This window comes from Candidatus Pyrohabitans sp. (assembly GCF_054014795.1).
In genome coordinates, this window is the sequence record NZ_JBPMGE010000094.1 from 1 (window position 1) to 13796 (window position 13796).

Consider the following 13796-nt stretch of genomic DNA (forward strand, 5'->3'; position numbering starts at 1 on the left):
AAGCTTTGGAGTTTTATTCTTGCTACATCGTAATCTCAATCTCAAGCTTCTCTGCAATCTCCTTGTAGCGGTTGCGTATTGTGACCTCGGTTACGCCGGCGACCTCGCTTATCTCCTGCTGGGTCCTGCGCTCGCCCACGAGAACACTCGCTATGTATATTGCAGCCGCACTCACGCCGGTGGGACCTCGCCCGGAGGTTAGCTGCAGGTTCATTGCCTTGCCCAGTATGTCCATCGCCTTCATCTGCACCTCCCGGGATAGGCCGAGGGAAGAGCAGAAGCGAGGGATGTAGTCCACGGGCGTTGTTGGTGAGAGGTTTATTCCCAGTTCGCGGAGTATGAAGCGGTATATTCGCCCTATCTCCTTGCGGTCCATCATGCTTGCCTCTGCTATCTCGTCAAGAGTGCGGGGCACAGAGCACCGGCGACAGGCAATGTATATGCACGCTGCCACCACGCCTTCTATGCTGCGACCGCGTATCAAGCCCTTATCCACAGCCTTGCGGTAGACCACCGCAGCGCTCTCGCGCACATTCTTGGGCAGGTCGAGCTTTGAGGCGATTTTATTCAGCTCAGTTAGCGCGATGGTGAGGTTGCGCTCCTTGGCGTTGCTCACGCGGATGCGCTGCTGCCACTTGCGCATGCGGTAGAGCTGGGCACGCTGCTGCGAAGGTATATCCCTGCCAGAAGAATCCTTGTTGCGCCAGTCTATCGTCGTGCTCAATCCCATGTCGTGTATGAGATACGTCATGGGCGCCCCGGTGCGTGAGCGCTTCTCTGCCTGCTCGCTGTCAAAGGCACGCCACTCAGGTCCCTCATCCACCAGGTCCTCATCAATCACCAGACCGCACTGGTTGCAGATAACCTCTGCCCTCTCATAGTCGTGATACAGATCTGTGCTTCCACACTCCGGGCACTTCACAACATCTTCGCCTGTGCTTATCTCATTCACCACCCTTGAGCGTTTTCAGCTCCCTGCAAAAAAAGCCTGATATAGTCGATGATTCTAACATGTAACCTGAATTCCTGAAATTCCCGAGTTAAATAAATATAGATTTATGTTGTTAAGAAGCCCTGAGAGTTCAACCTCCTACTGGGGGATTGCAAATGCCTCGTAAGATGTTACCAAAAAAGATATATATCATGAAAAATCATGAACTTTATGCGAGAGGTGCAATGCGATGGGTGAAGAAATTCCTGTTGATGTGGGCCTGATCTATGAGGGCGAAAGGATAAGAAAGTCCAACATGTACGTTGACCTCGCCGGACCTAAGAGCAGGGGTGCGGAGCTACTGCTGGTTGCACCTGTGGATGAGGTTGAAGACGGCAAGGTTGAGGTTGTTGGACCGGATATAGATGCGATGGAGGAAGGTGGGCGCTATCCTCTGGGCATATTTATCAAGGTGGCAGGGAAGACGCTGGAGGAGGACCTTGAGGGCGTTTTTGAGCGCAGGATTCACGACTTCTCCAACTATGTTCAGGGATTTATGCATCTCAACTCCCGTGACATAATATGGTGCAGGGTCAGCAAGGATGCAGCGAAAAAGGGGCTAAAGCTCTACCACGTTGGCGAGGCGCTTATAAAGCTTTACAAGGCGGAGTTTGATGTTATAGAGAAGATGCAGGTGACCTTCTATACCGACGAGAAGGCCGTGGATGAGCACATTGCGAGAGCGAGGAAGGTCTATGAGAGGCGCGATGCAAAGGCGGCGGCACTCAAGGATGAAGAGGTGGACGTTTTCTACGGCTGCCTGCTCTGTCAGGGCTTCGCTCCAACACACGTTTGTGCAATCACGCCAAGCAGAACCTCTGGTTGCGGTGCAATTTCCTGGTTTGAGGGCAGGGCGGCAGTGAAGGTCGACCCGAATGGGCCTTTATTCGAGATTCCAAAGGGAGAGGTTATAGACCCGGTACGGGGTGAGTACTCCGGAATAAACGAGATGATACGCGATAAGAGCAACGGTTCAATAGAACGCGTGTACCTTCACAGCCTCTTCGACTATCCCCACACCTCCTGCGGGTGCTTTGAGGCCATAGCCTTTTACATCCCTGAGGTGGACGGCATAGGCATTGTACACAGAGACTTTCACGGTGTTACCCCCTTCGGCATACCCTTCTCCACTATGGCAGGGCAGGTAGGAGGAGGTATGCAGAGCCAGGGCTTCCTGGGAATAGGTATAGCCTACCTGCGCTCCCCCAAGTTTCTGCAGGCTGACGGCGGCTGGCAGCGCATAGTATGGCTACCCTCTCAGCTCAAGGAGCGGATGCGCGATGTCATACCTGAGGAGTTGTACGACAAGATAGCTACTGAGCAGGAGGCACAGGACCTCGAATCGCTGAAGGAGTTCCTGAAGGAGAAGCAGCATCCTGTAATCGAACGCCTCGCAGAGGAGGAAGAAGAGGAACGCGAAGAGGAGGCACAGCCTGTCGCCACGATGCAGGAGCTGACGCTGCCAGCGCAGGTCATGCCCCGGGCCGGCTCACCCACCGAGATTACAATCATCTTCAAGAACGCAAAGATATATGCAGAAAAGGTAATAATAAGGAGAAAGGAATGATAATCGCTGTCTCGGGCAAGGGCGGCACTGGTAAGACAGTGATAGCAAGCCTGCTGGTGCGCTCCCTGACGGAACGCAATGCTTACGATATCCTGGCGATAGACAGCGACCCGGATTCGAATCTCCCCGAAGCGCTGGGTGTTGAGGTGGAACGCACCATAGGTGATATACGCGAGGAGCTCCTTGAGAAGCGCGATAGTCTGTCGCCAGGGATGAGCTGGCATTCTCAGCTGGAGTACGAGGCGATGCGTGCCCTCGTCGAGGATAGAGCTTTTGACCTGCTCAGCATGGGGCGCCCCGAGGGAGCGGGCTGCTACTGCGCCGCCAACCATGTGCTCCGCGGGATAATCGACACAATCGCCAAAAACTACGACTACGTGGTGATAGACACAGAAGCAGGGCTTGAGCACCTGTCGCGACGGACCACTCAGAACGTTGATGTAATGCTGGTGGTCACCGACACCTCCAAGCGGGGGATAACCACCGCCGCAAGGATTAAAGAGCTTGCACAGGAGATGAAAATTAAATTTAAGAGCATATACGTGGTTATAAACCGCGCAACCGCCGAGACAAAGCAGAGACTCGAGGACTATGCGAGAGAGATAGGCCTGGAGGTAATAGGCGTTGTGCCGGAGGACGAGAACGTCAAGAGCTATGACCACGAGGGAAAGCCCCTGATAGAGCTTCCTCCTGACACCCCCGCGCTAGAGGCTGTGCGAAAAATAGCAGAGAAGATAGTGAGGTAGGAGCATGAAACTCAACCTTGAGGACGTATTAAAAAGCCTGGTTGATGCGGATAGCGTAGAGCTGGAGAATGTTAAGCTGGACATGGAGGAGCTTGTAATAAAGGCAAAGCAAGCAATGCTCATGCCCATGATGCAGCAGCTTGCCCCTCAGGCTGCGGCGCCTGAGAAGCTCGAGGCTTTGCCAGATATAACCTTTGAGAAACCTGTTAAGGAGTATCGCGGGCAAGTGGAGGAGATCACACTTGGCGCCACAAGAAGCGAAGGAGGAAGCAGGGGTAAGGTGATAAAGATAGGCGGGCAGCGCACCCTCTACCACTTTGAGGGAGGTTGGTTGAACAAGCCCGCGGTGAGCTTTGATGTCTTTGATATATCACAGCCCCAGTTCCCGAAGGCCCTGCGAGAGGCATGGGGCGACTTCTGGGATTCACCCGCCGAGTGGGCACGGGAGGCCGTGAAGCGGGGGGCAGACCTGGTTACAATTCACTTGGTCTCAACCGACCCTAAGGTAAAGGACACTCCAATAAGGGAGGCGGCAAAAACCGTGGAGGAGGTGCTCCAAGCGGTAGATGTGCCCATAGTGGTGGGCGGCTCTGGCAACCCCGAGAAGGACCCGCCGCTCTTCGAGAAGGTTGCTGAGGTGGCTGAGAATGAGCGCTGCCTGCTTGCGAGCGCCAATCTGGACCTGGACCACAAGCGCATCGTTGAGGCTGCGGTTAAGTACAACCACAACGTTTTGAGCTGGGTTTCTCTGGATATCAACGATCAGAAGACACTGAACAAGCTCCTCCTTGAGGAGGGCCTGCCCCGCAACAGGATGGTGCAGGACCCCACCACAGCGGCACTGGGCTATGGTCTGGAGTACACCTACACAATTATAGAACGCATTAAGGGCAACGCCCTAAAGGGTGAGAAGGAACTCGCCTTCCCTGTGAGCTGCGGCGTCACCAATGCCTGGGCAGCGCGCGAGGCATGGATGAATGTGCCTGAGTGGGGTCCCCGGGAGTACCGCGGTCCCCTCTGGGAGACTGTAAACTCTCTCACGGTGATGCTTGCTGGAGCGGACATAATGATGATGCTTCATCCGAGCGCAATGCAGGCGATTAAGAAAATAATCGATTCCATATTCGGCGATTACCCCGGCGTGGAGATAAAGTACGAGGAGTGGCTGAAGGTCTAGGGTATGACAAAGATATCGCCGCTGGAAGTTCACAAACTGCTGCCACGCACCAACTGCAAGAAGTGCGGCCACGCAAGCTGCATGGCCTTTGCAGTAAAGCTGGTGAGCGGCAGGGCTTATCTGGAGGAGTGCCCCACGATAAATGAGCCGCGCTATCTGCGCCAGAAGCTTGAGCTGAAGGAGCTCCTCAGCAAGGCCCTTGCGGCGACGACCACAAAGTTTGTGATTCACGAGGACCTGTGCACAGGCTGCGGGAACTGCGTTGACGCCTGCCCTGCCAACGTGGCGGTTAGCCTTGAGGTAAGCGGAGGCAAGGGCAGTGCCAGCTCAGAGCTGGTGCTCAAAATAGAAGATGGAGTGGTAAAGGTGGTGAATGTCAAGGCGTGCAGGCGCTTTGAGGAAGACGCCAGTGAGTCGCGCCCGTGCAATGTGTGTGTGGACTCCTGCCCGTATAAGGCAATAGAGTTTATGTAATTATTGAGAGGCGATGAAAAATGGCTAAGGTATCACCCCTCGAGATATACAGATATTTACCCGGTCTGAACTGCAAGGAGTGCGGCGAAGACTCCTGCATGGCCTTTGCGAGTGCGCTCATAGAGCGCAGCAAGAAGTACGAGGACTGCGCTCCTCTGCTCAGGGAGGAGAAGTACAGGAAGAAGCTGGAGAAGCTGATAGAGCTGGTAACCCCCCCGGTTAAGGAGGTGGTTGTAGGCGAAGGCGAGCGCGCCTGCACAATAGGCGGCGAAGAGGTTATGTACCGCCATGAGCTGACCTTCTTTAATCCCACTGCTCTGTTTATCGACGTGAGCGACGACCTGCCTGCAGATGAGCTAGCCGATAGGGTGGCGAAGATCAGCAGGTTTGCTATAGAGCGCGTTGGTCAGGAGCTCCGCCTCGATGGCATTGCAATTCGCGCAAAGAGCGGCGATGTAGCGAAGTTCGGCGAGGCTGTGGTAACTGCGGTTGAAAATTCGGACATGCCTTTAATGCTGTGTTCCTTCGACCCTGAGCACCTGGAGGTTGGGCTTGAGATAGCTATAGAGCGAAGACCTCTCATATACGCCGCAACGAAAGAGAATGCCGATGCCGTAGCTGAGCTCGCACTCAAGCACAATGCACCTGTCGTGGCGTATTCGCCGGGCGATATTCAGGGCTTATTCGAGCTCGTGGCGAAGCTGCGCAGCAGGGGTGTGGAGGACATTGTGCTCGATGTTGGCACCTACCCGCTGGGCGAGAAGTTTGGCTCATGCCTTGAGAACATGGCAATACTTCGCAGGCTTGCTATCGAGAATAGAGAGAAGCTGGCGGGCTACCCCATAATGGGTGTGCCCCTCGTGGCCTGGCTTAACGGCGAGGAGCCGGCCAAGGCTGCGATGCAGGAGTGTATCATAGCCAGCGCCCAGCTCCTGCGCTACGCTGACCTGCTGGTGCTCCACTCTATGGAGATGTTCTCCCTGCTACCTCTGCTCACCCTGAGGCAGAACATCTACACCGACCCGAGGGTGCCGATTCAGGTGGATGCGAAGCTCTATGAGATTGGCAAACCGGATGAGAACTCGCCTGTGTTTCTCACGACAAACTTTGCCCTCACCTACTACACAGTTGCCTCTGACATAGAGGCCGGGAAGGTGGACTGCTATCTCCTCGTGGTGGATACCGAAGGCTTGGCCGTCGAACCTGCTATGGCTGGCGCGAAGCTAACCGGTAGCCTGGTCAAGGAGGCAATTGAGGAGAGCGGCGTCACGAAGAAGGTGAAGCACCGCAAGCTCGTAATCCCGGGTATGGCGGCGCGCATCTCGGGCGAGATTGAGGACCTTACCGGCTGGAATGTGCTCGTGGGTCCGATAGATTCTTCGCGAATCCCGGCATTTGTTGAGGAGAAGTGGAAGGCGAATGGACAGGGTTAGTTTTTCCTGTTCACCTTTACTCGATGCCCTTTTTAAAGAACGATGAAGCATGTTATAGGTCTATCTATTATGTAAAAAACAGGACCGGTGAGTTTATGAGGGAAATTTTGGTTAGAGTTCCCGAGTGGGTGGATGAAGATTTTATTAAGTTGCAAATTGAAAGGATAATCAGTATAGAAAAAAGGAGAAGAGAACTCATAGAAGAGACTTTGGGAAAATTAGCAGTTGACGAGGAGGATTTAAAAAAACTTGAAAGGGTGAGGGAGGATGTATGGAGGGAGGAGAAGAAAAGATTGGGGCTGTAGTTGTAGACACGAACATTATTATCTCTGCCCTAATTCCAAAGAATTCGAGACTCAGAGATATCATCCTTTCGGGTAAAATTAAACTTTATGCCCCGGAATATTTACTTAAAGAACTTGGTAAATACTGGAGATTAATCATAAATAAAGCTGAGGAGAGAGGTGTCAGCAGATCTAATCTTGAGCTGGTTAAAGAAGAATTGCTTTCAAAGATTGTGTTTGAGCCTGAAAAATTATATCTTACCAAAATTCATGAAGCGTACGCAATCTGTAAAGATTTTGATGAAAAGGATACCCCATTTGTAGCATTAGCTTTGGTGTTGAAAATTCCGATACTCACGGAAGACAAAAATCTTTTAAAAAATGCCGGAAATTATGATGCAATTAGTTTGAAAGAGTTATTTGAGATGTTTATGAATCTCAAAGACAGAATAAGCGTTGTAAAGGGTGATATAACCCAGATAGAGACGGAGGCGATAGTTAATCCGTCCAACAGCTACGGGGTAATGGGAGGCGGCGTTGCGCTGGCGATTAAGCGTAAGGGCGGCAGCGAGATAGAGCGTGAGGCGATGGCGAAGGCTCCTATCAGCGTGGGAAGCGCCACCGTGACAACGGCGGGCAGGCTTAAAGCGAAGGCGGTGATTCACGCCAGCACAATGGCAGAGCCGGCGCAGAAGATAGGTGTGGAGGAGGTGCGCCTGGCAACACGTGCTGCGCTTCGCGCTGCAGCAGAACACGGCTTTAAGAGCGTAGCCTTCCCTGGCATGGGCACAGGCGTGGGGGGCGTCGCCAAGCATGAGGCAGCGAGGGCGATGCTGGTGGAGATTAGGGCGCACCTCGCCAGAGAAGCACTTCCCGAGAGGGTGATTCTCGTAGCCTTCGATGAGGAGCTCTTCTCAGCCTTCCAGCAGGCCCTAAATAAAATGTAATATTTTGAATATATGACTAAGAAAGTATAGAGAGATAAAAAAAGAGGTTTTGGGAAAATTTACGAAATGGTTGCTTAAAGAGAAGGGAGAGCTTGCTGAGCTTGTGGATAGTGTTGAATAGCCCAATGCTAAGGCTTTGATTGCGAAGCCCAGACATAATAAGGAAGCTCAAATTTAATGCTAACAAGCTGTTCACCGGAGCAGGGCTGGCGAAAAAGATTATCGACAGGTGGAGTGCGAGCGTAGCTACCTAAATTATCATCTTACGGTGAGGTACTCCCGCTATATGTTTACAGGTATCTTCGGATTCTTGGCATCACCAGTGCCATAGAATTTGTTAAGATCATAAAGAACAAAAAATATTTGTTGGAGATATGGTTATTACTAAAATAGTGACTTCAGATGAAAGGATTTGTAGAAACCCCCAAAGAACTCGTTGACCTTATGGTTGAAAAACTTTTCAGAGACGCCCCTCCAGTTGAGGGTAGTACTCTGCTGGATCCAGGGTGCGGTAGAGGTGCGTTTATTGAAGGTGTTATACGCTGGTGCAGAAGATACCACAAACCTATACCACAGATTACGGGAATTGAGCTCAATCCTAAGCATGTACAAGAAGCTAAGAAAAAATTTGATAGTTATATAGAAGTTAAGATTATAGAAGGCGATTTTCTTACATATAAATGGGATGAAAAGTATGGTTACATTATAGGTAATCCTCCATATGTTCCTATCACAAATCTATCTAGAGAGGAGAAAGCCCGATATAGGAGGTTATATAAGACTGCTAGTGGGAGGTTTGATTTGTATCTCCTATTTTTTGAAAAAGCTCTTGGACATCTTAAACCTGATGGAAGACTCGTTTTAATAACACCCGAAAAATATACGTACGTAAATACCGCTAAACCTCTCCGTCTGTTGCTTAAGAAGTTTTATGTAGAAGAGATCCACATGGTCAATGAGAGGAGTTTTGGGAGCATAGTCGCATATCCTACAATTACCACGGTTGTTAATAGAAGAGACGGTCGAACTACGAGAATTGTTACACGTGACGACGTAGTTAAAGATGTCATACTATCAATTGACGGGTCTCAATGGACTCATCTTATATTTGGTGGCGGTGAGGTGAGTTACGGTCTCAAACTTTCTGATATATGTATTAGAATAAGTTGTGGGGTTGCAACTGGTGCGGATTCCGTCTTTGTGGTAGAGACAAAAAAACTGGAAGAAGGGCTCAAAAAGTTTGCGTATCCCACAATTTCTGGCAAAGAATTAAGACCAGGTGAGATGCCAGAACCAAAATATTCTATGCTCGTTCCATATACGAGGGATGGTAGACTAATACCGGAGAAGAAGCTGGGTAAACTGGGTGAATATTTGAGGCGTCCAAATAACTACAGAAAGCTAAAAGCACGCTCTTGTGTAGCCCGAAAGCCATGGTACGCTTTCCATGAGACTCCACCAATGCGCTACATTCTTCGTCCAAAAATAATGTGTAAGGACATCACATCAAAACCTTTTTTCGTTGTGGACGAAACAGGTGAAATCATTCCTAGACATTCTGTTTATTATATCGTTCCAAAAGACCCTCTCATACTACACGAGCTTGCTTCATACTTGAACTCACCAGAGGTTTCAGAATGGCTCATTTCGTACTGTCAGCGGGCAGCAAATGGATTTTTACGTTTACAAAGTCATATTCTAAAAAATATACCTGTACCTGAAGACCTGCTAAAGAAGAGCCTTACAACTCCACGAGTTGATGCTATAGAGGTGATGGCAAATGCCAACCCCCTTTGATGAATTAATTGAAAATATCAAGAGTGTGGGATATCACAATCATAGGAAACAGATACACTCTGATATTATTTCGAGGGGGATTTTGCGAGATTTGAAAAATCTCTGTGAACCTTTTAAAAGGGATTTAGAATCAGGTAAAGTTAAATACTGGTTTAATGTTCCTGCACCTGGCGATAGAGGAAGAAAAATAGATTTGCTTGTTGGGGAGCCTCTAAAAGGGACTGAAGGTCCTGACTTAAGTAAAATACGCATAGTAGTTGAAAATAAGTCTGTAATAACTGCCCATAGGAATCGGTCTGCAAGGTTTGATGATTTGAAAAAACTGCTTGATTCTATATATAGCGTAAGGAAAGAGACAATAATTGTTGCTACTGTGCTTATTGGTGTAGCTCCTCGTTATCTGAATGTAGCAGATCAGGTAAAGAAGATTTTTAGAGGAAAAGAGGATGAGTTCAGAGATAAAATTTTACCTAGATTGTCCTCAGGTGATGAATCACTCTGGAAAGAGTTTAAGTGGACTATCAGTAAAAATCGAATAGATGACCCCAGAAAGACTATGGAGCACTTTATGCAGCTCCCGCGCAGAAATGCACCCGCACTTACTCATGAAAATGGATTTGATTTTGTTTTGCTTGTTCCTGTGCATATCGACAACGTAAAACCCCCATACATACCCCGTCCCAATTCTCTGGAGATTGATGTTGATAAAGAGTATCGAAATATGTTGGATTTTATCTGTAGAGCTTACTTAGCTAGATGGCATCTATAGTATAGTGTTAGAAATAACTAAACTCTCACACCCCACACCGCCCTTGCACACCCCTCCGACATTGAGGGGGTACTCAGCGCACACCTCTGGCTTTGTCTCGTGGATGGCGCATGCATACACGTTGCCGTCCTTGATAAGAAATACACACCTTCCGCTTTCGTCGCCTATCTCAAGGGTTCCATCGGTAACAAGAGCATCCCCATCCTCCTCCAGCTTTAGGTAGAGGAGCACATCCTCCCTGCCCTCGCGAATCCAGCGCTCTAAATCGCCAGGTGAAGCTTTAATTGCCCTCCCCAGGGTAAGGCAGCACCTGCCACAGCGCCTGCACTTCTCAGGACTCGCCACTCTCTTGCCAAGCCTGAAGAACCTGCCGGCTATAACCAGACCGGCGACATCAACCTCACTCAGGTCAGCGTCTCCCTCACCCTCCTGCTCCTCAGGCGGAGGCAGGATGTACCTTAGGGTTTTACCCCTAAGGGAGTAGAGGACTGCATCCTCCATGTGTGCCACCTTCCAATAGCCCCAAAATTTATTTTAGCCCCGTACCCTAAGTATCTTTTGATGGCAACCTGCGACTATGTGCCCACAAGCGAAACCAGGGCTAGGGAGATGCTGCGCATCGCAGGCGTAAAGGAGGGTGATGTGGTCTATGACCTGGGATGTGGCACCGGGGAGATACTTATTGTGGCAGCGGAGGAGTTCGGGGCGAGATGCTTTGGCATAGAGGCGAGCTCCCGCCTTGTGGAATGGGCAATGGAGGATGTGGAGAAGCGCGGGCTCTGCGACAGGATAACAATCCTCCAGGGCAATATTTTTGAGCAGCGCTTCTGGCTTCACCTGGGCGGTGATCCCGAAGTTGCCGTAGCCAATGCCGATGTGGTAACCTACTACCTCACCCTCTGGGTACAGGAGGAACTCAAGCCGCTGATTGAGAGGGAGCTAAAACATGGAGCAAGAGTTGTTTCGCGGGAGTTTAAGCTCATGGGCTGGATGCCTGTAAGGGCCAGGAACGGCATATACCTGTTTGAGAAGGGGAGGAGTTTCTGAAGGGAATAAATTTTTAAAACTACCGGGTGTTAATATACCAGGCGATATTATGAAGTACTCCAGACCCAGAGGTACGAGGGATTTTCTTCCCGGAAAGATGGCAGCGCGACGCTATGTAGAGCAGAAGATACTTGGGGTGTTTACAAGATTCGGCTACAAGGAAATTGCCACCCCTACCTTTGAGCACCTTGAGTTAATCACCGCAAAGTCTGGTGAGGATATCATAGCGCACCTGTACCACTTTAAGGACAAGGGCGGGCGCGACCTGGCGCTTAGACCTGAGCTAACCGCACCGGTGATGCGTCTGTATGTGAATGAGCTTCAGAATCAGCAGAAACCTCTGCGTTTGTGCTACTTTGGAAACTGCTTCAGATATGAGCGCCCGCAGGCGGGTAGATACCGCGAGTTCTGGCAGGCCGGTGCGGAGCTAATAGGCTCAGCGACGCCGGAGGCGCAGGCTGAAGTTATCGCCCTCGCCAGTGCGGTGCTCAAGGAGCTTGGGCTCAGCGATTATGAGCTTCACATAGGCAACATCGGTATACTCAGAAAAATCCTGGCCGAGAACGGTGTTGGCGAGGAGGAGCAGGCGCACATAATGGGGGTTATAGATAAGGGTGACGAGGCACAGCTCCAGGAGGAACTCGGCAGACTTCAGCTCCCTCAAAGAGAGAGGGATGTAATCTATGGTGTGCTTGAGCTTAATGGCAGGCGCGGTGAGGTAATCAAGCGCGCTGAGGCATTACTTGCTGGGAGAGAGGTAGTGCTGAAGGAGCTTCGCAGCTTTGAGGAAATCCTGGATGCCCTCGAAAGCTTTGGGGTGAAGAACTACCACCTAAATCTGGGCATAGCACGGGGGCTGGACTACTATACCGGCATGGTGTTTGAGATATATGCCGCCAGGCTCGGTGCAGAGAAGCAGATATGCGGTGGGGGAAGCTACTCCCTCGCGGAGGTATTCGGGGGCAAGCCCGTGGCTACGAGCGGTTTTGCCTTTGGCTTCGACCGCCTTCTGCTTGCGCTTGAGAGGGAAGGGATAAATCTCCCTGACACCGAGAGGGTGCTGTTCATGGTCATACCCTTTGGGGAGGAGTACCTGAGCAGGGCGATAGAGGTCGCCTCTCTGCTCAGGCGCAGCTATGCATGCGAGCTTGAGGTTATGCGCAGGAAGGTGAAAAAGGCCCTGGCCTATGCCGATGCGAGGGGCATACCCTACGTCATCCTGGTGGGGGAGGAAATTAAGGCGGGTAAGGTGCTCCTTAAAGACATGCAAGCAAAGGAGCAGCGCGAGGTTGATGTCGAGGATCTTGAGGATGTGCTCGCGGCTATAGCAGGCGGTAACCCCTAGCAAGCAGCGCCCGGGTTATCTCCTCGGCATGCTCCGAGCCATAGGTTTCAACCACAAGGTCTACCCTCACCTCCCCCAGGGCGATGTTGCGCTGCAGACGGTCGTGGACAATAGAAACCACATTCGCCCTTTTCTTGGCGATTACCTCAAGCAGTGCCCTGAGTTCTCCGGGAAGGTCCCTGACAATCACACTGAGGTGGAGGTACCTCCCCCGCCTTACCATGCCCTTCTCTATTACGCTGGAAATCAGATTCAGGTCGACGTTTCCCCCGCTTATGAGCACCGCTGTGGTCTTTCCTCTACAGTGCACCCTGCCCGAAAGGCAGGCTGCCAGTGAGGCGGCGCCTGCGCCCTCTGCCACAAGCTTCGCCCTCTCTAGGAGGAGAAGCATCGCCTCGGCGATTTCCTCCTCGGTGACGGTGACCACATCATCCACATAGCGCTGAACCAGCCTGAAGGTGAGTCTGCCAGGGCTTTTAATCGCTATACCGTCGGCGATGGTTGCGGAAAGCTCCACAGATGTGGGTTTTCCCACCGCCAGACTTGCCTTCATCGCAGCCGCAGCTTCCACCTGAACGCCTATTACCCCAACGTCCTCTTTAATGCCCTTTGCAGCTATTGCCATGCCGGAGATCAGACCTCCACCGCCTATGGGTACGATGATCTGCTCCACCCCGGGCAGGTCTTCGAGGATTTCCAGCGCCACAGTGCCTTGCCCTGCGATAATGTGGGGGTCGTCGAAGGCGTGAATCAGGCAGAGCCCCTCCTCTCTGGCAAGCTTCTTCGCCTCCCTGAGGGCGTCTGAGAAGCTCTTCCCCTTTAGAATGACCCTAGCCCCATATCCACGGGTGGCCAGAATTTTGGATATGCTGGTGTTTTCCGGCATGACTATGGTGCAGCGCACGCGAAAGAGCGATGCGGCGTAGGCAACACCCTGGGCATGGTTTCCTGTGGAGGCGGCGATGACCCCCTGATTCAGCTGCTCCTGGCTCAGAGAGGCGATTTTGTTGATTGCGCCTCTGGGCTTGAAGGAACCCGTCTTCTGGAGGTTCTCTGCTTTGAGGTAAATCTCCCCTCGCGTAAGCCCGGAGAAGGTCCGGGAGCGCTCAAGTGGCGTGCGGTGCACCCTGCCTCTAACAACCTCAGCCGCACGCATTATATCTTCAAAGGTGACCTCCCTCATAGGATTTATTATCACCCAGTGATAAATAAACCTACT

Annotated in this window: 13 protein-coding genes and 1 pseudogene; 11 read left to right on the forward strand and 3 right to left on the reverse strand. The window is 51.4% G+C overall.

All coding sequences use genetic code 11. The features are described 5' to 3' along the window. Nucleotides 1–22 precede the first annotated feature (22 nt). Nucleotides 23–934 (reverse strand): annotated as a pseudogene (locus tag ACXJJW_RS10080) (transcription initiation factor IIB); the annotation flags it as partial. 247 nt (nt 935–1181) lie between these two features. On the opposite strand from ACXJJW_RS10080, the gene cdhC reads away from it, so the two are divergent. The 9 genes from cdhC (at nt 1182) to ACXJJW_RS10130 (ending at nt 10185) form a co-directional block, all read left to right on the forward strand. Next, a complete protein-coding gene (gene cdhC / locus ACXJJW_RS10085) occupies nt 1182–2558 on the forward strand; it encodes a CO dehydrogenase/CO-methylating acetyl-CoA synthase complex subunit beta (RefSeq protein WP_456475619.1) in 1377 nt (458 codons plus the stop codon). Further along, nucleotides 2555–3304 carry an ATP-binding protein gene (locus ACXJJW_RS10090; RefSeq protein WP_456475620.1) on the forward strand — a complete coding sequence of 250 codons (750 nt, stop codon included), beginning with the start codon at nt 2555–2557 and terminating at the stop codon, nt 3302–3304. Before cdhC ends, ACXJJW_RS10090 begins: the two co-directional genes overlap by 4 nt. A 4-nt stretch (nt 3305–3308) precedes the next feature. Further along, nucleotides 3309–4481 carry a CO dehydrogenase/acetyl-CoA synthase subunit delta gene (gene cdhD, locus ACXJJW_RS10095; RefSeq protein WP_456475621.1) on the forward strand — a complete coding sequence of 391 codons (1173 nt, stop codon included), beginning with the start codon at nt 3309–3311 and terminating at the stop codon, nt 4479–4481. Between the two features lie 3 nt (nt 4482–4484). Continuing rightward, the gene (locus ACXJJW_RS10100) at nt 4485–4955 is read left to right on the forward strand and encodes a (Fe-S)-binding protein (RefSeq protein WP_456475622.1); all 471 of its coding nucleotides are present in this window, start codon (nt 4485–4487) and stop codon (nt 4953–4955) included. 20 nt (nt 4956–4975) lie between these two features. Then, nucleotides 4976–6388, forward strand: a complete 1413-nt coding sequence (gene acsC, locus ACXJJW_RS10105; RefSeq protein WP_456475623.1) for an acetyl-CoA decarbonylase/synthase complex subunit gamma — start codon at nt 4976–4978, stop codon at nt 6386–6388. Further along, nucleotides 6364–6693: a hypothetical protein gene (locus ACXJJW_RS10110; protein ID WP_456475624.1), complete on the forward strand. Its 330-nt coding sequence runs from the start codon at nt 6364–6366 to the stop codon at nt 6691–6693. The genes acsC and ACXJJW_RS10110 overlap by 25 nt, the downstream gene beginning before the upstream one ends. Then, nucleotides 6660–7619 carry a putative toxin-antitoxin system toxin component, PIN family gene (locus ACXJJW_RS11435; RefSeq protein WP_503417201.1) on the forward strand — a complete coding sequence of 320 codons (960 nt, stop codon included), beginning with the start codon at nt 6660–6662 and terminating at the stop codon, nt 7617–7619. Before ACXJJW_RS10110 ends, ACXJJW_RS11435 begins: the two co-directional genes overlap by 34 nt. 402 nt (nt 7620–8021) lie before the next feature. Next, on the forward strand, nt 8022–9416 hold the full coding sequence (locus tag ACXJJW_RS10125) for an Eco57I restriction-modification methylase domain-containing protein (RefSeq protein WP_456475625.1): 1395 nt from the start codon (nt 8022–8024) through the stop codon (nt 9414–9416). Beyond that, a complete protein-coding gene (locus ACXJJW_RS10130) occupies nt 9400–10185 on the forward strand; it encodes a hypothetical protein (protein ID WP_456475626.1) in 786 nt (261 codons plus the stop codon). Before ACXJJW_RS10125 ends, ACXJJW_RS10130 begins: the two co-directional genes overlap by 17 nt. On the opposite strand, the gene ACXJJW_RS10135 is transcribed toward ACXJJW_RS10130, so the two are convergent. Then, nucleotides 10180–10686, reverse strand: coding sequence for a YkgJ family cysteine cluster protein (locus ACXJJW_RS10135; protein ID WP_456475627.1), 507 nt, complete (start codon nt 10684–10686; stop codon nt 10180–10182). The two genes, ACXJJW_RS10130 and ACXJJW_RS10135, sit on opposite strands and share 6 nt — an antisense overlap. 60 nt (nt 10687–10746) lie before the next feature. Between ACXJJW_RS10135 and ACXJJW_RS10140 the strand changes: the two genes are divergently transcribed. Beyond that, on the forward strand, nt 10747–11232 hold the full coding sequence (locus ACXJJW_RS10140; protein ID WP_456475628.1) for an SAM-dependent methyltransferase: 486 nt from the start codon (nt 10747–10749) through the stop codon (nt 11230–11232). A 49-nt stretch (nt 11233–11281) separates the two neighbouring features. Beyond that, nucleotides 11282–12577 carry a histidine--tRNA ligase gene (hisS, locus tag ACXJJW_RS10145; RefSeq protein WP_456475629.1) on the forward strand — a complete coding sequence of 432 codons (1296 nt, stop codon included), beginning with the start codon at nt 11282–11284 and terminating at the stop codon, nt 12575–12577. Here hisS and ilvA read toward each other — a convergent pair. After that, nucleotides 12555–13760 carry a threonine ammonia-lyase gene (ilvA, locus tag ACXJJW_RS10150; protein ID WP_456475630.1) on the reverse strand — a complete coding sequence of 402 codons (1206 nt, stop codon included), beginning with the start codon at nt 13758–13760 and terminating at the stop codon, nt 12555–12557. The genes hisS and ilvA overlap by 23 nt on opposite strands. Between the last annotated feature and the right edge of the window lie 36 nt (nt 13761–13796).